This is a genomic window from Streptomyces katrae, assembly GCF_000717655.1.
GTDB classification, from domain to species: Bacteria; Actinomycetota; Actinomycetes; order Streptomycetales; family Streptomycetaceae; genus Streptomyces; species Streptomyces katrae_B.
In genome coordinates this window covers 186214-209329 of the sequence record NZ_JNZY01000014.1, presented here as the reverse complement: position 1 = coordinate 209329, position 23116 = coordinate 186214, and the positions used below count along the sequence as shown (strand labels likewise).

Sequence of the window (23116 nt, the reverse complement as noted above, 5' to 3'; positions counted from 1 at the left end):
GGGTGCGGGTGGGGTGGGTGGGGTGCGGGCGGGGGGCTGACCTGGGCGTACGGGCCCCCGCGGCCGCGGGCCCGAGGCCGCCCGTGCGGGCCCGTCAGCCCGCGGCCGCCGGGGCGCGCAGCAGCAGGTTGGCGGTGCCGGCCGGGACCCCGGCGAGGTGGTCCGGTACGGCGCCCCGCACCAGCGCGGCGGACACCTCGGCGGGGGTCTTGGCCGTACCGCCCGCGGCGAGGCCGTCCGCGAGGATCAGCGCGGCGACGCCGGCCGCGTGCGGGGCCGCCATGGAGGTGCCGGAGGCGCGGGCGAGGGCGGTGGTCGAGCCCTTCCAGGCCGAGGTGACGGACACGCCCGGCGCGGCGAGGTCCACGCAGCGGCCGTAACTGGAGAACGGGGCCCACTGGTCCGCGGCGTCGGCCGCGCCGACCGTGACCGCCGCGGGGACGGCGGCGGGGGATCCGGTGCAGGCGTCGTCGGCCGAATTGCCGGCGGCGACGGTGAAGGTGATCCCGGCGGCGACGGCCCGCGTCACCGCCGCGTCCAGGGAGTGGCTTCGGGTGCCGCCCATGCTCATGTTGGCCACGGCGGGGGTGCCGGGAGCCTTGGCGGCGTCCTTCACCATCCACTCCAGGCCGCCCAGGATCGACGTCAGGGCCGCGGACCCCTTGCAGTTGGCGACCTTGACGCCGACGAGGGAGACCCCCTTCGCGACGCCGTACGTCGCCCCGCCCAGGGTGCCGGCGACGTGCGTCCCGTGGCCGTTGCAGTCGCTGGAACTCTCCAGGAACACCCCGTTGTAGCCGGCCCGGGCCCGGCCCCCGAACTCCTGGTGGCCGGTGTTGATCCCGGTGTCCACCACGTACGCGGTCACGCCCCGCGCGGTGGTCGCGTACGAGTACGAGCCGTCGAGCGGGAGATCGCGCTGGTCGATCCGGTCCAGGGGCCAGGGCGCCGGGTTCTGCGCGTCGCTGATCCGGAATTCGGCGTCCGGCTCCACCGAGGCCACCCGGGGGTCGGCGGCGAGCGCGGCGGCGCGGGCGGCGGTGGTGCGGACGGCGAAGCCGCTGAGGACGGTGTCGTAGACCGCCCCCACCTGGTCCCCGGCGCCGGCGGCCTCGGCGGCCAGGGCGCGGGTAGGGGCGCGGGAGGCGGTGTCCTTGAGGACCACGACGTACGGGGCGGTGGCGGTTGCGGCGCGGCCGGCGGCGGATGCGGGGGGCGGCGGCAGGGCGGTGGCCGCCGCCAGCAGGGCGGCGGCCGGGAGCAGCGCGGTGAGTGCGGTCATGCGGCCGATGCTCGGCGAGGTGCGGGCCGGGCGCGCGGAGGGTGCGCCGACTGGGCGCACGACACGCCGCCGGACGGATGAGGCCGCACCCGGCGGATCACGGCCGCGCCGAGCCGGCCGGACGCCCCGACGGCGACGACCTCGGTCGCCTCCTCCGGGCGCAGCCGGCCGGGCGGATCCGGAACCGACATCCCTTAGCCGGCGAGGGGCCAGCCGCGCATGGCGAAGACGCCCTCGTCGCGGGAGCCGGCGGAGGCGTAGGTGGCGAGGGCGGCCTCGTTGTCGGTGTCGACTCCCACCCACATGCCGTAGCAGCCGCGCGCCTTGGCCTCGTCGGCGAGGGCCTCGGTCAGGGCGCGGCCGATGCCGCGGCGCCGGTAGCCCTCGTCGACGGAGAGCTCGTACAGGCACATCTCGGTGCCCTTGTCGGGGTGGCTCATCTCGACCCCGGAGACCATGCCGGCGGGGATGTCGTCGACGTAGGCGATCAGCATCAGGTGTCCCGGCGCGGAGAGGAAGCGCTCGGACCAGTCGAGTCGGGCGGGGCCGTCGAAAAGCCCCTCCGCGGCCTGGAGTTCGGCGACGGTGCGGGCAGGGCGGATGTCCATGGCGGTCACCAGATTTCTCCCGTGAAGCCCCGGGCTCCAGCCTGGGGAGATTTCAATAATGGGCGCATGGCGGGCGGAGACCTTGATTTCCCGACGGCGTGGCGAACCCTTCCGGCGGCGGTGCGCTCGACCGCGGCTGCCCGTGCGGGCCGTACCTCCGGACGGTTTCCCGCTGCGCGCGCCGGCTGGCGGGCGGGGGATCCCGGCGGGCGGGTGGAGTTGCCGGGGCCGGGCGGTGGGTCAGGTGCGGAGGGCGAGGGCTGCCGCGTAGGCCGGCGGGGACGGGAGGTCCGTCACCTGCCAGCCGGGGACGGGCGCCGGGTCGGGGCCCGAGCCGACGTACGGGTCGGCCAGACCCAGGGCCAGGCCGGTCCCGGTGCCCTTGAAGTAGGCCTCCTTGCGCGCCCACAGGCGGGCCAGTGCCTCCGGCCGCTCCGCCACGGGCAGTGCGGAGAGCTCCGCGGTCTCCGCCGGATGCAGGCTGGGCAGGACGTCCGCCACCGCCGCTGCACTCGGGGTCGCCTCCACGTCGATCCCGACGGGCACCCCCGCGAACGCGAGGTACGCCAGGTCGTCACTGTGCGAGAGCGAGAACTGCACCGCGCCTCCCGCCACCGCCGGCCGCCCGTGCGGGCCGTCGCAGCACGGGCAGTCCTCCCGGACCAGGGCGACGTCCTGCGGGGCCAGCCCGAGGTAGCCGCCGAGCAGCACCCGCAGCCCGACGTGGGAGGCGAGGTAGCGGTGCCGGTCCTCTGCCCGCAGCAGCCGCCCGGCCCGGTCCCGCTCGTTCGCGTCCAGGATCGCCGTGGCCCCGTCGATGCGGTGGCCGCCGACCACGTCGAGGGTGGTGTCCAGGGACCACACCGTCACGGCCGTCCCCGTCGGGACCTCGCCGGTCCGCTGCGGGTCCGCGCCGAGGCGGTTCACGTACGTACTCACCCGATGAGGGTAGACCAGGCGTTCGAGGCGGCCCTGGTTAACCTCTTCCTCTCGCCGGTCAGTTGATCAGCCGATCAAGGGAGCTCCAGATGAGAAGTGCCGCCGTCACGCCGGAAGATGACCTCATCCGCTGGGTCGAGCTGCCCGGGGAGGAACCCGCCCGGGTGTACGTGCACGGGCTGGGATCGACCTCGCCCGCCTACTTCGCCGCGAGCGCCGTGCACCCGCTCCTCGCGGGCCGCCGCTCGCTGCTGGTCGACCTGCTGGGGCACGGACACAGCGACCGGCCCGAGGGTTTCCCGTACACCCTCGAGGCGCACGCCGACACCCTGGCGGCCGCCCTGGATGCGGCCGGTGCGACCGGGGTCGAACTGATCGCCCACAGCATGGGCGGCGCCGTGGCCATCGTGCTCGCCCACCGGCACCCCCGCCTGGTCTCCCGGCTGGTGCTGGTCGACGCCAACCTGGACCCGGTGCCGGTCGTCCCGCGCACCGCCGGCAGCAGCGGGATCGCCTCCTACACCGAGGAGGAGTTCCTGGCCGGCGGCTGGGCCGAGGTGCGCGACCGGGTCGGCGCGCACTGGTGGTCCACCATGCGCCTGGCGGACCGTACGGCCCTGCACCGCACCGCCGTACACCTCGCGGCCGGCACGACGCCGACCATGCGCGAGCTGCTGCTCGAGCTGAAGATCCCGCGCACCTACCTGCTGCCGGCGGCCGACGGGGCCCTCGCCGGGGCCGACGCCCTGGAGGCCGCCGGGGTGTCCGTGGTCCCCGTTCCGGACTGCGGCCACAACATCATGCTCGACAACCCGGAGGCCTTCGCCCGGGCCACCGCCGCCGCACTCGAACGCGAGAACTAGCCGCGGCTGCGTGCGTGGGCCGTCGCCGGGGAGCCGTCCTGCGTCTTCGCCCCCGGCGAAGGGGTCCCGTCGGTCCAGGCGTAGACCCGCTTGCCGCGCACGGCGACCTGGTACTGGTAGAAGTCCCTGCACTCGGGCCGCTCCTCGGCCCGGGTGCCGTGCGGCCACCACTTGGCGCTCAGCTTCCGCCCGCCCTGGTCGTTCGGCGTGCCCGCGGCGCATTGCGGGCCGTCCAGCGGGGTCGCTCCGAGCGTGAAGCGGATCAGCCTGGCCTCGCCGGTGCTGCGCACGCGTATGCGTATGTCGGTGGCGTCCTCGGGCACCCAGGACGGCAGCGCGAAGGCCTTCCCGTCGCGGGTGGGCGCATCGGCGGCGGTCGCGAAGTGCTTGCTCTTCTCCTTGAAGACCCGGTCGTTGATGGAGTCGGTCAACGGGTTGGGCGGGAGGTTGGGCAGCGCGAAGGCGGCGGTGGCGACGACTCCCACGGTGGCGGCGGCGATGACGAGGGGACGGCGGTTCATGCGATCCAGTCTCGGCCGCGGCGCTCCCGTGCGCGTCCCTCCCCAGGACGAACCCGATGTCTGCCGGAAGTCTGATACCGCGTCCTACCTGAGAGCTGCCCCGGTCAGCCCAGGAGCCTTCACTGACCCCCCGTCATGCCGACACCACGGCTCGGCTAGCGGCGTTATAGCGGCGTTAAGGGGCGGCGATAGGACGTGCCCCGAAGGTGGGACCCGACGCCGTACCGGGGGTTACCCCCGGGCGGCCCCACCCCCGTCCCGGAGGAATGCCATGCGCCGTCGTCCCGCTCCTCTCCTCGCATCGGTGGCCGTGGCCGCCGTACTCGTCGTCGCGACCCCCGCGTCGGCCGTCCCGGCCGACAAGCCGCAGGTCCTCGGTACGTGGACACAGACCAGCGCCACCAGCTACAACGCCTGGGCCGCGGCGCGCGGCAACCAGGGCAATTGGGCGGCGTACGGCTTCGACTGGTCGACGGACTACTGCACGACCTCGCCCGACAACCCGTTCGGGTTCCCCTTCCAGATGTCGTGCGCCCGCCACGACTTCGGCTACCGCAACTACAAGGCCACAGGTGCATTGCCGGCCAGCAAGTCCCGCCTGGACGATGCCCTCTACGCGGACCTGAAGCGGGTCTGCTCGGCCTACTCGGGTGTGAAGAAGGGATCCTGCGACAGCACCGCGTGGACCTACTACCAGGCCGTCAAGGCCTTCGGCGTCGCCCCGCAGGACGTGCCGCAGGACGTGCCGCAGGACGTGCCCGCCGCCTGAGCCGTCCCGTGATCGGCCCGGTTCTCCTTTGCCCTCCGGTCCCGCCCGCACCCCCGTCGGGCGGGACCGGCCGGGTTCTGCGCTCCCTCGTGCGCCCCCTCACGGGGACGCGCGCTCCGGGGGCCGAGAGGGGCGACCTCGTACGGGAACGCCTGACCAAGGCCGCCTGTGGAAGGAGGCCCGGGACCGCCTGCGCCGGCCGGGCGGCCCTCTCTCGGGCGGTCAGCGCGCGCCCGTGCATCACCCGCTCCCTTGCGCTGCGCCCGCAGATCCTGCTGATGGACGAGCCCTGGCCGGCGCTGGACCCGACCTCCACGTGCCGTATCGAGGAGACGATCCGGGAATTGGCCGACGAGGTCACCATCGTCATCGCCCTCGTCGAACACGGCCCCACCGAAGCCGTGTTCCCCACCCGACGGACCCCCGCACGGAGGACTACGTCCAGGGCCCCTTCGGCTGACCCACCCGCGCAACCCGCAGGTCGACGAGGTAATGCTCTCGAACCGTCCCCTCCGGGAACAGCCGGAACAAATGCTCCCTCTCCCCGTCCAGGAACTCGTCGGTCCCGGGCCGTCCGATCAGAAAGAGGGAATGCGTGCCCAGCTTGGCGAGGTGGACATCGATGGGGACCCGGCGGGACCAGCGCAGCACCCGGGTGGTGAACTCCAAGCCGCCCTGCGACCGCGGACGTTCGTTGATGTACCAACCGGGACCGAACCTCTCCTCGATCCGCGCCTGCTGGTCGGCGATCCACCCGACGCCGACGTCCGGGTCGTTCGACCAGACGGCCAGCGCCCCGCCGGGCCGCAGCACGCGCAGGGCTTCGGGCCCGGACCGGGCCGGGTCGGTCCAGTGCCAGGACTGCGCGTACGTAAGGAGGTCCAGGGACCCGGACACGAACGGCAGCCGATCCCCCTCCCCCCGCACGAGCGGAATGCGCGGGTGACGCCGCCGGAACTCCGCGGCCATCCCCGCCCCCGGCTCGACGCCGACCACCCGAGCCCCGCGGCCGTACAACACCTCAGTCGCGATCCCGGTCCCGGCCCCGACATCGGCAACCCGCGCCCCACCCAGCGCAACCCCGGAAACCTCCTCCAAGGCATCGAACAGCCCATCCGGATACGAGGGCCGGTGATCCCCGTACCGCCGGGCAGCCACCCCGAACGACCGCGCCCGCTCAACAGATCCGTCCGCCATCCGGCCACCCTCCCGCACCACCGCCCTCCCACACCAGGGCGCACTGGAGCCGTGGCCGGCCCCGTCTTCTTCGGCCTCCCGCAAGATCAACGCCCTACGCACCCGATCCCCCCACTGCCCAACCCGCGGCAAGAGGGCCAGCCAGCCGCGCGCTGACGCCGGAGGAAGTGGCGTCGCCCCTCGGGAAGCGGGTGTACGACTTGCGCCATACCTGTCTGACTAATTGGCTGAACGACGGCGTGCCGCCGGCGTAGGTGGCCGACTGGCCGGGTAACGGTGTCCCGGTCCTGCTGGCCGTTTATGCACGGTGTGTCAGCGGGCAGCTCGCCGATCTCGAGCGACGGATCGAGAGCGGGGGAGACCTCCCCGAGGTGCCGGAGGACGGCTGAGGGCCGCGGAGAACTTCACCGCGTATTCTCCGTGGCCACTCGCAAGAACCCGGTGACAGCCGGACAGCCCCGGACTCCGGGCAGGGGGTTCCGGGGCTTGCGGCAGTGCTGTCGGCGTCACGTTGGGGTGCCTCTGACCAGCAGAAAGGCCCTCCGAGAGGAGGGCCTGAGGGTGGGACGTGGAGAGTGCCCCCGGCAGGACTCGAACCTGCGGCCAAGTGCTTAGAAGGCACCTGCTCTATCCACTGAGCTACGGGGGCCGGAAGGTGGCCGTGGTGGCCTGGAGCCCCAAGGTGGGGGTGGGACTGCTGTCCGGACCGGGTCAAGGATAGGGCTCCGGCCGCCTTGTCCCGGTTGCTTCACCCGCGTGCCACGATGTGGAGGTTCGGTGAAGCGGTCCCGATAATCGCAGGCAGGTGCGATTCGCGCACCGCTTTTGCGCCGCGGCGGGCCTGGTGTTGTGCACTCGTTATGCCTGCGCCCCACTCGTCCGCTGTGTCCAAAAGGTCCCACTGGAGTCGCGGTCGGCGCGCAGAGGGCGTATAAGCTTCAAAAATGGTCCCAAATTGGGCATTCTTCGCATGTGGTGACCTTGGATGTTCGGCCTCAGCTGCTCGATGCCCTGTCCGCCCTGCGCGACCGGGTCGCGTCCGTGCGTCTGCCGCTGCCCCTGCCCGGCGCCCCGCGCGCCCGCCAGACCAGAGCCGAGCTGCTCGCGCAGCTCGACGACTACCTCGTACCCCGGCTGAAGGCGCCCGAGGCGCCGCTGCTCGCCGTCGTCGGCGGGTCCACCGGGGCCGGTAAGTCCACTCTCGTCAACTCCCTCGTGGGGCGCCAAGTGAGTGAAGCCGGCGTGCTCCGGCCCACGACACGCACCCCCGTACTCGTCTGCCATCCGGATGACCATCACTGGTTCGCCGGAATGCGGGTCCTGCCCGACCTGATGCGGGTCTGGGCCCCGCCCGGCGAGGACGACCCCCTCCCCGGCCCGCACCGCGGCTCCCCCCGCGGATTCGGGAACACCGCCGCCACCCGCGAGCTGCGGATCGAGACCGTCGCCGGTCTGCCGCGCGGGCTCGCCCTCCTCGACGCCCCCGACATCGACTCCCTCGTCGTCGAGAACCGGACACTCGCCGCCGAGCTCATCTGCGCCGCCGACGTCTGGGTCATGGTCACCACCGCCTCGCGGTACGCCGACGCCGTGCCCTGGCACCTGCTGCGCACCGCCAAGCAGTACAAGGCCACCCTGATCATCGTCCTCGACCGGGTCCCGCACCAGGTGCTCACCGAGGTCTCGCGGCAGTACGGGGCCCTGCTCACCCGGGCCGGCCTGGGCGACGTCCCGCGGTTCACGGTGCCCGAGCTGCCCGAATCGGCCGGCGAGGGCGGGCTGCTGCCGGCCAGCGCCGTCGCCCCGCTCTTCGCGTGGCTCGCCCACCACGCCCAGGACCCCGCCGCCCGGCAGTACGCCGTCGGGCGCACCGCGCTCGGCGCGCTGGACTCCCTCGGGCGCCGGATGCCGGAGCTGGCATCCGCCGTCGCCGCCCAGTACGCCGCCTCCGTACGGCTGACCTCGGCCGTGGAGGACGCGTACCGCAGGGAGGGCAAGCGGGTCCGCAACCGGCTCGACCAGGGCGCCGTACTGGCCGGGGACGCGCTGACCCGGTGGCGCGGCTACCCCCTCGACACCACCGCCGACGAACTGCTCGACTCGCTCGCCGAGTCGCTCGCCGCGCTGCTCCAGTGCGCGGTGGCCGCCGCCGACGAGCGGATCGCCCAGGCCTGGCGGCGCGAGCCGGCCGCCGGGGCGGTGCAGCTGCCCGGACCCGACCGGGAGGCGTCGGAACGTATCGGCATGGCCGTACGGCGTTGGCGGCGCGTACTGGAGGAACTCGCCGAGGACGAGGTCTCCCGGCTCGACAAGCAGCCCGCGCCCGATCCCGACGGGATCGCCGCCCTGCTCGTCGCGGCCCTCCTCGGCGGCAAGCGGGCCCGGCCCGCCGGGGAGAAGCTCGCCGAGCGGATCGGCGTACAGGCCGCCGTACGGCTGCGCGACCGGGGCGGCGAACTGGTCGCGCAGCACCTGGAGCAGGTGCTGCGAGCCGAACGGGACCGTCGGCTGGCCCCGCTGGAGGCGCTCGAAGTGACGCCGGAACCGCAGGCCGAGCTGATCGCCGCGCTGTCCCTACTGCAGAAGGAGAGGTGACGCGGTGACCGCCTTGACCGACCGCACCGACGACCGCTGGGACGACGGATTCATCGCACGCTCGCGCCGCGTCGGCGGGATCGACGTGGACCTGGACACCGACGACGGGGACGAGGGCGACGACGCGCTCGTCCGTGCCGTCTCCGGCGCCGGCAGCGACGGGGGCAAGGCGCCCTCGCCGCCGCTCAGCCCCGAGGGACAGGCGCTGCGCACGCGCCTCGAGGCGCTGCGCCAGCTGGTCGGGCTCTCACGGACCCGGCTCGACGGAAAGACCCTCGCCGAGGCCGGCCGGGTGCTCGACGAGGCGGCCGCACGGCGCGGGCTGTCGCCGCAGCACACGGTCGTCGCGATCGCCGGAGCCACCGGAAGCGGCAAGTCCACGCTCTTCAATTCACTCGCCGGAGTGCAGATTTCCGAGACGGGGCTGCGCAGGCCGACGACCGCCGCGCCCATCGCGTGCAGCTGGTCGGACGGCGCGGCCGGGCTGCTCGACCGCCTCGAGATCCCGGGCAGGCTGCGCCGCCGGCCGCGCGAGACCTCGGAGAACGGGGCGCTGCGCGGGATGGTCCTCGTGGACCTGCCGGACCTGGACTCCGCGGTCGGCGCCCACCGCGACCACGTGGACCGGGTGCTCGCCCTCGTCGACGCCGTGGTGTGGGTGGTCGACCCGGAGAAGTACGCCGACGCGGTGCTGCACGAGCGGTACCTGCGGCCGCTGGCCGGGCACGCCGAGGTGACGTTCGTCGTGCTGAACCAGGTGGACCGGCTGCCCGGCGAGTCGGCGGACCTCGTACTGGACGACCTGCGGCGGCTGCTGGACGACGACGGCATCGCCCTCGGCGAGCACGACGAGCCCGGCGCCACCGTCCTCGGGCTGTCGGCGCTGACCGGCGAGGGCGTCGGGGAACTCCGCGACCTCCTCGCACAGTTCACCCAGGAGAAGGGCGCCGCGACCCGGCGGATCTCCGCCGATGTCGACCGGGCGGCCATGCGCCTGCGCCCGCTGTACGTGGCCGACGGCCATCCGGGGCCGGAGATCGGGGAGGCGGCGCGCGCCGAGTTCGAGGACCGGCTCGCGGAGGCGGTCGGGGCGTACGCGGCCGGGCTGGCCGCCGAACGGGCCTGGCGGCGCAATGCCGGCAAGGCGTGCGGCACCCCGTGGCTGCGGCTGTGGCGGTGGTACGAGAGCCGGCGCGCCCCGCGCACGCTGGCCGGGCTGGCCGCCCTCGCGGTGATCGGCGGCCGGGGGCCCGCGACCGCGCAGACGCCGGTCGAGGAGGAGGTGACCGCGCGTCAGCGGGTGGAACAGGCCGTGCGGACGGTCGCCGACGCGGCGGCCGACGGGCTGCCCGACGCCTGGGCGCAAGCGGTACGGGAGACCGCGGTGCGCGGCGCCGAACAGCTCCCGGAGTCACTGGACGAGATCGCGGTCACGCTCGGGCCGGCGGTGACGGTGCCGAGCGCCAAGCCTCCGCGGCCGGCGTGGTGGCCTGCGGCGGTGCTGGCGCAGGCGGCGATGACGCTGCTGCAGATCTACGGCGGGCTGTGGCTCGTCGGGCAGATCGTCGGGGTCCTGGAGCCGCGCCTGATGCCGCCGGTGCTGCTGATGGTGGCGGGCATCGTCGGCGGACCGCTGGTGGAGTGGACCTGCTCGATCGCCGCCCGGGGCCCGGCGCGGCGGTACGGGCAGGACGCGGAGCGGCGGCTGCGGCAGGCGGCGGCCGGCTGCGGTCGGGCCAGGGTGCTGGAGCCGGTGGCGGCGGAGCTGCTGCGCTACCGGGAAGTGCGCGAGCAGTACGCGACGGTGGCCGCAGGGGGGACGAAGTTGTCCACAACCCGCCAGTAGTCCACAGGCCGGAGCGGGAGTCGGGGGGCCGCGCCAGCATGGGTCGTACCCGTGCGGATGGTCCGTGCGGGTTGTGCGGATGATCCGTGCAGGTCGTGCGGATGGTCCGTGCACGTCGTGCGGATGAGCCGTGCGGGTACGGATGCGGGGGAGGGCTGCCGGGATGAACGACACCACGGTGACGCTGATCGGTCATGTGGCCACGCAGATCGACTACAAGGAGACGGTGAACGGGCCGTCGGCGCGGTTCCGGTTCGCCGTGACGCCGCGGTACTTCGACCGGCGCAAGGACGCCTGGACCGACGGCACCACCAGCTTCTATACCGTGTGGGCGCGGCGCACGCTCGCCGTGAACCTGGCCGGTTCCGTCGCGGTGGGCGAGCCGCTGGTGGTGCACGGGCGGCTGCGCGTCCGGGAGGATCCGCCCGACGGGGAGGGCAACCGGTGGTTCTCGGCGGAGATCGACGCGACCGCCGTCGGCCACGACCTGAACCGGGGGACGGCGGCCTTCCGCCGGGTCGTCAAGGCGGACCCGCCACTGATGGTCACTCAGAAGGTGGCGGTGGTCTGAGTGTTCGAGGCGGTTAGGATTCCCCGGTACTCACGGGCACCAGGGTCATTGGCCCGAAGGGGAAGACTGTGTCGATTGCCGTTCCCGCATCCTCCGCTCCTGATTCCGTTCCTTCTCCGCTGCCTGCTGCCGCTTCCCCTACTGCTGGCGCTTCCGCGAGACCTGCCACTCCTGTTGCGGCGATGGCGGCCGTACGGGCGTCCGGGCGGCGGCCGTTGGCCGCGGCGCTGCTGGCCGCGGCCCTGGCCGCCGCCCCGGCGGCGCGGGCGGCCGCGGACTCCGGGACGCCTGCCCACCGGACACCCGAGGGCGCGAGCGCCGTGCTGGACGGGCTGAAGACGTACGGGCAGGCAGTCCTGCGCGGGAAGGACGGGTCGGTCCGGGAGATCCCGGCCGGGCTGTACGAGATGCGGGTCGACGGCGGCGGGACGCTCCAGACGTACGGGGTCGGCGTGGCGGGCAACGCCCAGCCACAGGCCCGGTACACGGAGAGCGGCTGGAACGGCACCCTGCTCGCCGGGAACGGGGAGGCGGGCCGGATCCGCTGGGTCCTCGAGCACTCCTACCCTCAGCTGAACGATCTCGCGGGACTGGCCAAGGCGGCCGGGGCCGGGGCCCTGACCGCGCAGAGCGCGGCCGCCGGGACCCAGGTCGCGATCTGGCGGCTCGCGGACGGGGCGCAGGTGGAGGCCGCCGACCCGGCGGCGGAGAAGCTGGCCGACTACCTCCAGAGGTCGGCGGGCAAGCTCCCCGAGCCGCCGGCCTCGCTGGGGCTGGACCCGGAGAACGTGTCGGGTCCCGTGGGCACCCGCCTCGGGCCGGTGACCGTGCGGACCGGGGCTCAGAGCGTGACGGTCGCCCCGGACGCGGCGGCCGTGGCCATGGGGGTGCGGGTGGTGGACGCCGAGGGGCGACCGCTCACCACCGCGGCCAACGGGAGCCGGCTGTACTTCGAGGTGCCGGCGGGCACCCCGGACGGCGCGGCCTCGGTCACCGTCCAGGGCTCCACGAAGGTGCCGGTCGGGCGGGTCTTCACCAGCGGGGTGCCGGCCCAGGCGCAGATCGTGGCGGGCTCCAGCGAGTCCGCGGCGGCGGCCACGGCGAACGCGGTCTGGCCGCAGCCCGTCGTTGCCGAGGCCGGCTCGACCGGCGACGGACCGGCCGTGACGCAGGCCTCGGCCGCGGCTGCGGCGGCGGTTTCGTCGGCGTCCACCCCGGACGAGGAACGGCTTGCCACCAGCGGCAGCTCCGCCGCCACCCCGGTCATCGCCTCGCTGGCGGTGGGCCTGGTGGTCCTGGGCGGCCTGGTGGTCCTCCTGCTCCGCAAGCGCCCGCTGGACGAGGAGGAGCAGGCGTAGGGCGTCCCGACGGCCGTGGGACCGGGTCCTGGCGGGCGCGGCCGGTTGCCCGCGAGATGGCTCCGGCGCTCGAAGGGCCGCGGGAGAGGCCATGGGGCGGCGGCGCAGGCCCTGGGGCAGTGGCGCCGGGCCATTGAGGTCGCGCGCGCGTCCCGGCGGCGGTATGCCGCCAGGTGGCGGCACGTCGCGCCTGAGGTGGCTCCGGTGGCATGGCGGCGGGGTGCGTGGGGAGGGGGTCCCGCGAGCGGTATGCCGGCCGGCGGGGGCGGTCCGACGCGCGCAGGGGGTGCCCGGGGAGGGCCGGTTGGCGCAGGCGCAGGTTCCAGGAGCGGCGGTTCGGGTAGGCGCAGGCAATGGCTGATCAGGAGTTGACCTGGCGGGGCGCCGCCGCGCGGTGGGACCGGATGCTGTTCGACGGGGTGGCCCGCAGGCACTGGCCCGCGGCCGACCGGGTGCTGCCGAGACTCGGGCGGGCCGCGAACCACGGGGTGCTGTGGGGCGGGGCCGCCGCGGCGATCGCGGTCCTCGGCTCGGCCGGGGCCCGTAAGGCGGCGCTGCGCGGAGCCGCCTCGCTGGCGCTGGCTTCGGCGACCGTCAACAGCGTGGGCAAGTGGTCCGTACGCCGGCCCCGCCCGCTTCTGGAGGGGGTGCCCGAGGTGCGGCGGCTGTTGACGCAGCCGACGACGACCTCGTTCCCGTCCGGGCACTCGGCGTCCGCGTTCGCCTTCACCACAGGGCTGGCGCTGGAGGCGCCCGGCTGGGGCGCCGTGCTGGCCCCGCTGGCCGTGTCGGTGGCGTTCTCCCGCGTGTACACGGGGGTCCACTACCCGTCCGACGTGGTCGCGGGGGCAGCGCTGGGCGTGGCCGCCGGCCTGGCCGTACGCCGCCTCGCGCGCGGCGTCGAGGAGGCGCGGGTCGTGCCGGGCGACGAGCGGACGGCCGCCGAGGCGCCCGCGCTGCCGGACGGGGCCGGGCTCACGGTGGTGGTCAACACCGGGTCGGGCACGGCTGCCGCGGCGGGCCTGGACATCCTGCGCACCCGGCTGCCCAAGGCCGAGGTGGTCGAGTGCGAGGGCCCGGAGCTGTCCGCGGAACTGGCGGCGGCAGCCGCCCGGGCCACCGTGCTCGGGGTGTGCGGCGGCGACGGCACGGTCAACGCGGCCGCCACCGCCGCGCTGCGGGCCGGGGTGCCGCTCGCCGTGTTCCCCGGCGGCACGCTCAACCACTTCGCCCTGGACCTCGGCCTTGCCGGAGCCGAGGACACCTGCCGCGCCGTGGCCGCAGGCCAGGCGGTGCACGCCGCGGTGGGCCGCTTCACCCCGGGCCCCGACCCCGAGGACGGCCGCTCCGGGTACTTCCTGAACACCTTCAGCATCGGCGCCTACCCGGAGCTGCTGCGCCACCGCCTGCACTGGGGGCCCCGGATCGGCGGCGGGCCCGCCGCGCTCCTGGCCGCCTGGAAGGTGCTGCGTGCGGAGCGCCCCGTACGGCTCCGGCTGGCCGGCAGGCCCCGGAGCGTCTGGCTGCTCTTCGCGGGCAACGGCACCTACCACGGCACCGGCCCGGCCCCCCGCCGCCGCGACGGCCTCGGCGAGGGCCTGCTCGACGTCCGCCTCGTGCACGGCGGCGGCCGCCCCGGCCCGCGCCTGTTCGCCGCCGCGCTCGCGGGCCCGCTGAGCCGGTCCCCCGTCCACACGGCCACCCGCCTGCGCAGCCTGCGCGTCGCGGAGATCCCCGCCGGTACCCCGCTGGCGTACGACGGCGAGTACGCGCACGCCCCCGCCGCGCTCGTCCTCGACACCCTCCCGAACGCCTTGACGGTCTACCGCCCCCGGTGAGCGGTCCCTGTGCCCTCCCCCGACCGCGCGCACGCCCCGAGAGGGTGTCGTCGAAGTCCCTCCCCCGGCTACCGCTGGGAGGTGCCCCCAGGCCGGAGGGGTGTGGCACGTGCGCTCGCCGCGTCGTCGTCGGTCGGCGACGCGAGCGTCGCCTCCTCCCCCCTGCCTTCGGCGAGGCGGACTCCCGCCTCCGCCTTGTGATCACACACACCAGACCCCGCCGGCCCCGCCCTCACGGGCGGACGACGCTACTTTGACGACACCCCCCCAGGCTCAGGGGCGCGATGACGACTACGTGCTCGACGGCCGCCGGATCGGGGGGCCCGAGGACTTCTGGACGGCGACGGGCGAAGCCGTCAACGGGACCGGGGGCTATGCCGGGAGGGGCCCCCGGAGCCATACGGGTTTCCCCCAGGGATGGACGTACCGCAAGATGGGGTGTTACTGGCCATCGGATGACGAAAAACCGCCCCCCACCTGCGATGGAACCGCGAGCCGGGGGGCCGTCTCATGCCGCCTGGGCCGTCCGTGGGCCGTCGAGCGCCCCACCGGGCCGCTTCAGCACGCTGTTGACCGCCTTGCGGGTGCGCCCCTCGCCGCTCGGTCCGTCCAGTTACGTTCGCCGCTCTTCGGGAGCCACGTACATACGGAGCCGTGCTCGCCGCCGTTCGGAGCTGTCAGATCGGGCGGGCGCTGTTCCGCTGCGGGCGATGCCTGAGGCGGTGGTGTCGTCGTAATCGGACTGGGGCGCGCTGGTGTCGGCGTCCTCTTTGCCGCTGCGGGCGATGCCTGAGGCGGTCGTGTCGTCGTAGCCGAGCGAGGCTCCTGCAGTGGAGGCGTCCGCCGTTCGGAGCTGTCAGATCGGGCGGGCGCTGTTCCGCTGCGGGCGATGCCTGAGGCGGTGGTGTCGTCGTAATCGGACTGGGGCGCGCTGGTGTCGACGACGTCCTCTTTGCCGCTGCGGGCGATGCCTGAGGCGGTCGTGTCGTCGTAGCCGAGCGAGGCTCCTGCAGTGGAGGCGTCCGTGACGGCCCGGGAGTCGGTGCGGGTCCCTCTGCCCTGGCCGGGCTGGCCGGCCTGCTGCCCGCCGTCCTCCCATTTGATGCCGTAGTGCTCGTACAGGCGGTGTTCCTCGTCAGCCGAGAGGGCGCCCCCGGCGTCGACGTCGGCATTGGGGGCCTCTTTGACCGTGTCCTTGGCGTAGGGAACCTCGAGGTGGTCCTCGACCACGGTGGCCTCACGGAGGGGAACGAAAGATTCCCTGGCGCCGAACAGACCCGTCTTGACGCTGACCCACTCGGGCCGGCCGGTGACGGCATCGAGGAAGACGTGTTTGGCATCGCCGATCTTGTTTCCATCGGCGTCATGGACCGAGTGGTCCAACACGGTGGCGATCTGTACCTGAGTGATCATCTCGGTGCCTCCTGCCCACGCGGTCACCGTTTCGCCTAAGCGGGAGGAATCGCGCGGAAGCACGCTTGAAGAGCCTTCCTTCCCATATTGGTCGGGTTTCCGGAGTCCTGCTACCGCCCGCGCTTGTCCGCCTCACGCAGGCATCCCCGGGCCGGCCAGGAGCGACGGGAACAGGATCCGTTCCGGGCCGTCCGTGGGCCTCCAGCAGCTACCGACGACGCCCAACGGCGACCAAAGGGTGAGACCCGCCCCCGGGCCGCCCCCCCAGGTCGGGGGCGCTGACCATACGGGTTTCCCCCGGGCTATGGACGCCTGGCAAGATGGGGTGTATCTGCCCACCCATCGATCTGCCGGACGGTTTCTCTTGGCTGAGTTCATCTACACCATGCGCAAGACGCGCAAGGCGCACGGCGACAAGGTGATTCTTGATGACGTCTCCTTGAACTTCCTGCCCGGCGCGAAGATCGGTGTGGTCGGCCCGAACGGTGCCGGTAAGTCCACCGTTCTGAAGATCATGGCTGGTCTGGAGCAGCCGTCCAACGGTGACGCGTTCCTGTCGCCCGGCTTCTCGGTCGGCATCCTCATGCAGGAGCCCAAGCTCGACGAGTCGAAGACGGTCCTGGAGAACGTCCAGGACGGCGCCGCCGACATCATGAAGAAGCTCAAGCGCTTCAACGAGGTCGCCGAGCTCATGGCGACCGACTACACCGACGCCCTCATGGACGAGATGGGCAAGCTCCAGGAGGACCTGGACCACGCCAACGCGTGGGACCTGGACGCCCAGCTCGAGCAGGCCATGGACGCCCTGGGCTGCCCGCCCGGCGACTGGCCGGTCACCACCCTCTCCGGTGGCGAGAAGCGCCGCGTGGCGCTCTGCAAGCTGCTGATCGAGGCCCCGGACCTGCTCCTCCTCGACGAGCCCACCAACCACCTCGACGCCGAGTCGGTGAACTGGCTGGAGCAGCACCTCTCCAAGTACGCGGGTGCCGTCGTCGCCGTCACCCACGACCGCTACTTCCTGAACAACGTCGCCGAGTGGATCCTCGAGCTCGACCGCGGCCGGGCGCACCCCTACGAGGGCAACTACTCCACCTACCTGGAGAAGAAGGCCGCCCGCCTCAAGGTCGAGGGCCGCAAGGACGAGAAGCGCCAGAAGCGCCTCAAGGAAGAACTGGAGTGGGTCCGCTCCAACGCCAAGGGCCGCCAGACCAAGTCCAAGGCCCGTCTCGCCCGCTACGAGGAGATGGCGGCCGAGGCGGACAAGATGCGGAAGCTGGACTTCGAGGAGATCCAGATCCCGCCGGGCCCGCGTCTGGGCTCGATCGTGGTCGAGGTCAACAACCTCTCCAAGGCGTTCGGCGACAAGGTCCTCATCGACGACCTGTCGTTCACGCTGCCGCGCAACGGCATCGTCGGCATCATCGGCCCGAACGGCGCCGGCAAGACCACGCTCTTCAAGATGATCCAGGGCCTGGAGACGCCGGACTCCGGCGCCATCAAGGTCGGCGACACCGTCAAGATCAGCTACGTCGACCAGTCCCGCGCCAACATCGACCCCAAGAAGACCCTCTGGGCGGTCGTGTCGGACGAGCTGGACTACATCAACGTGGGCCAGGTCGAGATGCCGTCCCGCGCGTACGTCAGCGCCTTCGGCTTCAAGGGTCCGGACCAGCAGAAGCCGGCCGGCGTCCTGTCCGGTGGTGAGCGCAACCGCCTCAACCTGGCGCTGACGCTCAAGGAGGGCGGCAACCTGCTGCTCCTCGACGAGCCCACCAACGACCTCGACGTCGAGACCCTGTCCTCGCTCGAGAACGCGCTGCTGGAGTTCCCCGGCGCGGCCGTGGTCATCTCCCACGACCGCTGGTTCCTCGACCGGGTCGCCACGCACATCCTGGCGTACGAGGGCGAGTCCAAGTGGTACTGGTTCGAGGGCAACTTCGAGTCGTACGAGAAGAACAAGATCGAGCGTCTCGGCCCGGACGCGGCCCGTCCGCACCGTGCCACCTACAAGAAGCTCACTCGAGGCTGAGGCTGACGAAGAATGGCCAGACACCTCTACCGGTGCCCTTTGCGCTGGTCGGACATGGATGCCTTCGGGCACGTCAACAACGTCGTCTTCATCCGCTACCTGGAAGAGGCGCGGATCGACTTCATGTTCCGGCTGGCGCCCGGGGAGGGCAGTGACTCCTTCACGGGCGGCTCCGTCGTGGCCCGCCACGAGATCGACTACAAGCTGCCCCTCGTGCACCGTCACGAGCCGGTCCTCATCGAGTCCTGGGTGAGCCGGATCGGCGCCGCGTCCCTGACCATCGGCTACGAGGTCAAGGACGAGGCGACCGAGGACGCACCCGAGACGGTGTACGTGCGCGCCGAGACGGTGGTCGTGCCGTACAACCTCGCCGAGGGGCGGCCCCGCCGCATCACCGCCGAGGAGAGGCACTTCCTCGAGAAGTACCTCGACGAGCCGGCCACGCCCGCCGGCAAGTCCAAGGTCAAGGCCAAGGCCGCCGAAGGGCGCCTGGTGGCATGACCGAGCAGCTGCGCTTCGCCGATTCCGGGGAGGCGGCGGACCTCGCCGCCTTCCTGGGCCGGCTGGTGCACTACGACCGCGCCGCCGCGGTCCGCCTGCAGGCGCAGGCGGGCGGCGGCGCGCTCGCCGTCTTCGGACGGCCGGCTTCCTTCGAGGTGCTGGCCATCCGCACGGTGCGGCTCGCCGTGCCCCTCTCCGGGCCGCTGGACGTGACGGTGTCCGCCGGCGAGCTGCTGGAATCCGTCGACGAGGCCACCGCCGGCGCCGCCGCTCCCGGGCCGGTCACCGGCCCGCCGTGGACCGGGGTGCTCCCGCCCCGCGGCGGCTGGCGGCAGCTGCCCGGGCTGCCCGGCGCCGAGGAGATCCGGGCCGCCGTGGCGGCCTCGGTCGCAGAGTTCCGGGCCCGTGACGAGGCCCTGCCCCCACAGCACCGGACCCGGTCCGAGCGGGACCGCATCGGCCGTGAGATCTGGTCCCGGACGCTGGGTGACACCGAGCTCCCGCTGCGCGCCGTGCATGCCGCGCAGTCCCTGGGCTTCCTGCGGCCGATCCGGTCGGCCGTGGCCAGCGGTACCCCCGCACCCGGCGCCCCCGAGCCGGTGGCCCTGCTCGCCTCGGGCGGCTGGCTCCGGCTGCGCACCCCGTACGGCTCGATCGCGATGCGCCGCCCCGGCGGCAACGGCGGCCTGGGCGCCCTCCAGGTCCGGCCGGTCTAGCCTCCGGTCGCGCCCTCCGCTCGGCGTTCCGCGTACGGGCGCCGTACGGGCCCTCTACGGATCAGCCCGCGGTGTTGATCATCGATGCGGCGGCGTACGTCAGGTACCGCCACAGCTGCGCCTCGTGCTCCGGCGCCAGGCCCAGCTCGTCCACCGCAACGCGCATGTGCCCCAGCCAGGCGTCGTGTGCCGCCGCGTCCACCTGGAACGGTGCGTGCCGCATCCGCAGGCGCGGGTGGCCGCGGTCCTCGCTGTACGTGTTCGGGCCGCCCCAGTACTGCATCAGGAACAGGGCGAACCGCTCCTCGGCGGGGCCGAGGTCCTCCTCCGGGTACATCGGGCGCAGCAGCGGGTCCTCCGCGACCCCCTGGTAGAAGCGCCGCACCAGGCGGCGGAACGTCTCCTCGCCGCCCACCTGCTCGTAAAACGTCTGCTCCTGAAGCGTGCCCCGCGGAATCTCATTCACCCGACCATCGTCTCAGACGCCCGGACGGAGGACCGAGGACTTAAGGACCACCGGCGCCGGCGACCACCTGCACCCGCGGCGGCCCGGCTCCCACGCCCACCGCTCGCCTCCCGGGCCCGGCCGCAGGACAGTGGAGCCATGGGTGCACACGCCGCACACTCCGCGCGCCCCGCGCATCCCGCGCCGGCCGCGCACGCCGAGACGCGGGACTTGCGGGACACCGCCCACGCCGCGCAGGTGCGGGAGCTGACCGCCGCCGGAGTGCTGCAGGATCCCGCCTGGCGCTCGGCCTTCGCGGCGGTGCCCCGGCACGTCTTCGTCCCGTACTTCTTCACCGGCCGCGGCGCCGGCCACGAGCGGCTGTGGGGCGAGGACCCGGACCCGGCCCACCGCGCCCGCTGGCTGCGAGGGGTCTACACGGACGGCCCGCTCGCCACCCGGCTGCGCGACGGCGAACTGGTCTCCTCCAGCAGCCAGCCGTCCCTGATGGCGAAGATGCTGCAATCGCTGGACGTCCGCGACGGGCACGACGTGCTGGAGATCGGCGCCGGCACCGGCTACAACGCCGCGCTGCTCTGCCACCGGCTCGGCGACGAGCACGTCACCACGGTGGACCTGGACGAGGAGATCACCGAGTCCGCGCGGGCGCACCTGGCCCTGCTCGGCTACCGGCCGACCGTGGTCACCGGCGACGGGGCGCGCGGCTGCCCCTCCCGGGCCCCGTTCGACCGGATCCTGGTGACCTGCACACTGCCCCTGATCCCGCACGCCTGGCTCGGCCAGTGCCGGCCCGGGGCGCGGATCCTGGCCCCGCTGTCGACCGGGCTGATCGCGCTCACGGTCCGGGACGCCGGCTTCGCGGAGGGCCACTTCCTGCACACCCCGGCGTACTTCGTCCCGCTCCGCGGGGCCACGGCCTCGCCGACCGCGCCCGGGCTGTCGTACGGGCTCCCGTACGAGCTGGTGGAGAACGAGCGGTTCCAGTTCATGCTCGTACTGACGGCGGGCGCACTGCACCCGCGCGAGGCCCTGGACCTGTGGCGCGGCGAGGGCAGGCCGGCCCGCGAGCGGTTCGGGGTGACGGTCAGCGCGGAGGGTCAGTGGTCCTGGCTCGACGACCCCCAGGGCCCGTACGTATGGCCCCTGGGGGAGTAGCCCGGCGGCCGGGGATCAGCCCCGGCGGATGGTGATGGTGGTCCAGGCGCCCACGTGGACCCGGTCGCCGTCGGTGAGCGGCACCGGGACGTAGGGCTGGATCGGCTCCTCGCCGCCGTTGATGGTCGTGCCGTTGGTGGAGTTCTGGTCCACCACCGCCCAGCTGAGGTCGGGCTGCTGGACGAGCACCGCGTGCTGGTGGGAGACGCCCGGGTCCTCCGGGGGCACCGACAGGTCGATGTCCGGGGACTCGCCCGTCGAGGCGCGGCGGCGGCCGATGGTGATCTGGCCGCCGGAGAGCGGAAGGTGCTGCTCCGGTGAGTACGCGGGCAGGTTGAGCCCGGCCGCCTCGGGTCCGCTGCGCTGCATCATCGCCATGAAGTACGAGCGGTCCGGGCCGATCGTGGCGCTCCAGGCGCCGGTGCTCTGCGGCGGGAACGGCTGGGGGGGCTGGGCCTGGTGCTGCTGCTGAGGCTGGTGGGCCTGCTGGTACTCGTGCTGCTGCGGGTACTCCGGCTGCCGGTACTCCTGCTGCGGGGGCTGCTGCCGGTACTGCTGCTGGGGCTGGGCCTGGTGCTGCTCGTGTGCCGGGGGCGGCAGCAGCCAGTCGTCCTCGCGCTGCAGGGGCTCCGCCGGCCGGTTGACCCGGGACGGCCGGGAGCCCTGGTACTCGAAGTGGTCCTGGGAGAACGGCGCCGGGGCAGGAGCCGGCGGCGCGGGCGGCGCAGGCGGCGCAGGCGGCGGAGGTGGCGGGGTTGCCCCGGCGCCGGTCGCGCCGCCGGCACCCGCGTCCGTGCCCAGCGGTGTGTACGAGGTCGCCGAGCGGGTCAGGAAGTTGTACCGGCACTCCTCGCAGAACGGGGCCATGGCCTCGCGCGGGGTGCGGCACTGCGGGCAGAGCTCCGCCTGGGCGGTCGGCTCACCGGCGGTGGGAGGGTAGCCGTAGCCGTAGGAGGGCGCCGCGGGCGCACCCGTGGCGGCAGCCATGCGGTGGCCGCAGACCTCGCACCAGTCGTCGGAGGCGGACTGGTGCCCGTTCGGGCAGGTCGGCATGGCGGCTCTTCCCCCTTCAGCCTGCGTCATCGCGTCAGGTCTTCTCAGGTCTTCTTCACTCGGACGGTCTGGATCGAACGCGTTTCGAGGGTCATCTCGTCGGCATCCGCGACCTTCGCCTTCAGCCGCACAGTACCCGCCGCGGCATCGACGACATCCACCACCTTCGCGAGCAGTTTGGCCGTGTCTGCGTTTCCGGAGGCACTGGCCAGCTGCACGGCACGGCCGAGCTTGGCCGTGGCGCCGTCGACATCGCCCAGTTTGCGCGCTTCCAGGCCCTGTTGGATAGCCTGCGCGAGCTCCGCCTGCCCCGTGTAGTGGGCGACCTGCGGGTTGATGGCGGTGGAGGCGGCCAGATCGTCCGTCCACACCGCCCGGACCAGCCCCTGGGCGAGCGTGGCCGGCGGTTCGCCCGGCGCGCCGGGGAGGAGGAGCGTGGCCCGGGCGGCCAGCATCTCCTGCCCGACGGACGCGGCCGGAACCCGGACGCACACGTGGTACTCGCGGGACTCGTCGCCCCACGACCCGGTCGGGTAGTCGCCGGCGCGCGGGCCCGCCTCGGTGCGGCGGTCGCTGAGGTCCTGGACGGTGGGCGCGACCTGCTTGACGTACTGGATCTCCACGCCGACCGGGGTCCACAGGCGCAGCGCGACGTCCGCGACTTCCTTGCCCATGACGTTCTCCATCATGCGCGTGAAGTCCTCGGTGAGGTGCGCCGGATCGGCCACGATGTCGGCCGAGCCGAGCAGGGCGCTCGCGATGCCGGTGACCTCCTTGACCTCCCAGTCGGTCCCCACCCCGCGGGCGTCGCAGGTGAAGCGGCCCGCGCAGGCGTCGAGAGTGGCGCGGAGCACGGCCGGGTCCTCGTGCTCGTTGCGGCCGTCGGTGAGCAGGATGCCGTGCCGTATGGCGGCCGAGGACTGGCGCAGCAGGCCGTCGGCCAGACGCAGCCAGGTGCCGATGGCGGTTCCGCCGCCGGAACTCAGGGACCGCAGGGCCTCCTTGGCCTGGGCGCGGGTGGCCGGGTCGGCTACCGCCAGGCGGCCCTGGCCGGGGTACACCTCCTTGGCCACGTGCGTCCCGGCGATGACGGCGAACGCGGTGCCGTCGCGCAGGGTGTCGATGGCGGCGGCGGTGGCCTCGCGGGCGCCGCGCATCTTGTCCGGCGGGTACTCCATGGACCCCGAGCAGTCCACCATGATCACGACGGCGGCCGAGCCGTGGGCGGCCGCCGCCCGGGTGGCGGCGGCGCCGCCGGTGGACGTGACCGTGACGATGGCGTGGACGTCCCGCCCGCCCTCGGGGAGGAACTCGTTCTGGTACACCTCCACGCTGAAGCGCGGGGCGCTCGGCTTGGCGAAGTTCGCCATCGGTTGGACTCCTAGGAGAGGGACGG

20 protein-coding genes and 1 tRNA gene are annotated in these 23116 nt (G+C 73.5%); 11 read left to right on the top strand and 10 right to left on the bottom strand.

Annotation, left to right across the window (positions count from 1 at the left end):
• Positions 1 to 94: 94 nt before the first annotated feature.
• From IF09_RS0119520 to IF09_RS0119510, 3 genes are all read right to left on the bottom strand, one after another.
• Positions 95 to 1282 carry a S8 family peptidase gene (locus tag IF09_RS0119520; RefSeq protein WP_267882159.1) on the bottom strand — a complete coding sequence of 396 codons (1188 nt, stop codon included), beginning with the start codon at positions 1280 to 1282 and terminating at the stop codon, positions 95 to 97.
• Between the two features lie 194 nt (positions 1283 to 1476).
• Positions 1477 to 1890 (bottom strand): GNAT family N-acetyltransferase, encoded by a 414-nt coding sequence (locus IF09_RS0119515; protein ID WP_030297381.1) that lies wholly within the window; start codon positions 1888 to 1890, stop codon positions 1477 to 1479.
• A 240-nt stretch (positions 1891 to 2130) separates the two neighbouring features.
• A complete protein-coding gene (locus IF09_RS0119510; protein WP_051832641.1) occupies positions 2131 to 2829 on the bottom strand; it encodes a 4'-phosphopantetheinyl transferase family protein in 699 nt (232 codons plus the stop codon).
• 89 nt (positions 2830 to 2918) lie between these two features.
• Between IF09_RS0119510 and IF09_RS0119505 the strand changes: the two genes are divergently transcribed.
• Positions 2919 to 3692 (top strand): alpha/beta fold hydrolase, encoded by a 774-nt coding sequence (locus IF09_RS0119505; protein WP_030297377.1) that lies wholly within the window; start codon positions 2919 to 2921, stop codon positions 3690 to 3692.
• On the opposite strand, the gene IF09_RS41825 is transcribed toward IF09_RS0119505, so the two are convergent.
• Entirely contained in the window at positions 3689 to 4213 is a 525-nt protein-coding gene (locus IF09_RS41825) for a hypothetical protein (RefSeq protein WP_051832640.1), read from the bottom strand. The genes IF09_RS0119505 and IF09_RS41825 overlap by 4 nt on opposite strands.
• A 271-nt stretch (positions 4214 to 4484) precedes the next feature.
• Here IF09_RS41825 and IF09_RS0119495 point away from each other — a divergent pair, with 271 nt between their 5' ends.
• Positions 4485 to 4982 carry a phospholipase gene (locus IF09_RS0119495; RefSeq protein WP_030297373.1) on the top strand — a complete coding sequence of 166 codons (498 nt, stop codon included), beginning with the start codon at positions 4485 to 4487 and terminating at the stop codon, positions 4980 to 4982.
• Between the two features lie 435 nt (positions 4983 to 5417).
• Here IF09_RS0119495 and IF09_RS0119490 read toward each other — a convergent pair whose 3' ends face one another.
• On the bottom strand, positions 5418 to 6179 hold the full coding sequence (locus tag IF09_RS0119490; RefSeq protein ID WP_030297372.1) for a class I SAM-dependent methyltransferase: 762 nt from the start codon (positions 6177 to 6179) through the stop codon (positions 5418 to 5420).
• A 576-nt stretch (positions 6180 to 6755) separates the two neighbouring features.
• Positions 6756 to 6828 (bottom strand) — tRNA-Arg (locus tag IF09_RS0119485).
• Positions 6829 to 7160: 332 nt separating this feature from the next.
• Between IF09_RS0119485 and IF09_RS0119480 the strand changes: the two genes are divergently transcribed.
• The 5 genes from IF09_RS0119480 to IF09_RS0119460 all read left to right on the top strand — a co-directional run bounded on the left by IF09_RS0119480 (position 7161) and on the right by IF09_RS0119460 (position 14387).
• Complete coding sequence (locus IF09_RS0119480) at positions 7161 to 8774, top strand: GTPase domain-containing protein (RefSeq protein ID WP_030297371.1); 1614 nt, start codon at positions 7161 to 7163, stop codon at positions 8772 to 8774.
• A 4-nt stretch (positions 8775 to 8778) separates the two neighbouring features.
• Positions 8779 to 10620, top strand: coding sequence for a GTPase (locus tag IF09_RS0119475; protein WP_037635372.1), 1842 nt, complete (start codon positions 8779 to 8781; stop codon positions 10618 to 10620).
• Between the two features lie 163 nt (positions 10621 to 10783).
• Positions 10784 to 11191 carry a single-stranded DNA-binding protein gene (locus IF09_RS0119470; protein ID WP_030297369.1) on the top strand — a complete coding sequence of 136 codons (408 nt, stop codon included), beginning with the start codon at positions 10784 to 10786 and terminating at the stop codon, positions 11189 to 11191.
• Between the two features lie 182 nt (positions 11192 to 11373).
• Positions 11374 to 12549: a thioester domain-containing protein gene (locus IF09_RS0119465; protein ID WP_037635371.1), complete on the top strand. Its 1176-nt coding sequence runs from the start codon at positions 11374 to 11376 to the stop codon at positions 12547 to 12549.
• 353 nt (positions 12550 to 12902) lie between these two features.
• Positions 12903 to 14387, top strand: a complete 1485-nt coding sequence (locus tag IF09_RS0119460; protein ID WP_030297367.1) for a bifunctional phosphatase PAP2/diacylglycerol kinase family protein — start codon at positions 12903 to 12905, stop codon at positions 14385 to 14387.
• Between the two features lie 558 nt (positions 14388 to 14945).
• Here the strand turns inward: IF09_RS0119460 and IF09_RS43115 are convergent.
• The gene (locus IF09_RS43115) at positions 14946 to 15827 is read right to left on the bottom strand and encodes a PRC-barrel domain-containing protein (RefSeq protein ID WP_418953060.1); all 882 of its coding nucleotides are present in this window, start codon (positions 15825 to 15827) and stop codon (positions 14946 to 14948) included.
• Between the two features lie 337 nt (positions 15828 to 16164).
• Between IF09_RS43115 and ettA the strand changes: the two genes are divergently transcribed.
• Genes ettA through IF09_RS0119440 form a run of 3 tightly spaced genes read left to right on the top strand, consistent with a single transcriptional unit; the run spans position 16165 to position 19046 of the window.
• Positions 16165 to 17829, top strand: a complete 1665-nt coding sequence (gene ettA / locus IF09_RS0119450) for an energy-dependent translational throttle protein EttA (RefSeq protein WP_030297365.1) — start codon at positions 16165 to 16167, stop codon at positions 17827 to 17829.
• Positions 17830 to 17841: 12 nt separating this feature from the next.
• Positions 17842 to 18330 carry an acyl-CoA thioesterase gene (locus tag IF09_RS0119445; RefSeq protein ID WP_030297364.1) on the top strand — a complete coding sequence of 163 codons (489 nt, stop codon included), beginning with the start codon at positions 17842 to 17844 and terminating at the stop codon, positions 18328 to 18330.
• A complete protein-coding gene (locus tag IF09_RS0119440; protein ID WP_030297363.1) occupies positions 18327 to 19046 on the top strand; it encodes a hypothetical protein in 720 nt (239 codons plus the stop codon). Before IF09_RS0119445 ends, IF09_RS0119440 begins: the two co-directional genes overlap by 4 nt.
• Before the next feature lie 61 nt (positions 19047 to 19107).
• On the opposite strand, the gene IF09_RS0119435 is transcribed toward IF09_RS0119440, so the two are convergent.
• The gene (locus IF09_RS0119435) at positions 19108 to 19512 is read right to left on the bottom strand and encodes a globin (protein ID WP_030297361.1); all 405 of its coding nucleotides are present in this window, start codon (positions 19510 to 19512) and stop codon (positions 19108 to 19110) included.
• Between the two features lie 138 nt (positions 19513 to 19650).
• On the opposite strand from IF09_RS0119435, the gene IF09_RS0119430 reads away from it, so the two are divergent.
• Positions 19651 to 20667 (top strand): methyltransferase domain-containing protein, encoded by a 1017-nt coding sequence (locus tag IF09_RS0119430; protein WP_078613344.1) that lies wholly within the window; start codon positions 19651 to 19653, stop codon positions 20665 to 20667.
• A 15-nt stretch (positions 20668 to 20682) separates the two neighbouring features.
• On the opposite strand, the gene IF09_RS0119425 is transcribed toward IF09_RS0119430, so the two are convergent.
• Positions 20683 to 21720, bottom strand: a complete 1038-nt coding sequence (locus tag IF09_RS0119425; protein WP_030297359.1) for an FHA domain-containing protein — start codon at positions 21718 to 21720, stop codon at positions 20683 to 20685.
• A 44-nt stretch (positions 21721 to 21764) separates the two neighbouring features.
• Complete coding sequence (locus IF09_RS0119420) at positions 21765 to 23090, bottom strand: vWA domain-containing protein (RefSeq protein WP_030297357.1); 1326 nt, start codon at positions 23088 to 23090, stop codon at positions 21765 to 21767.
• Positions 23091 to 23116: the final 26 nt, after the last annotated feature.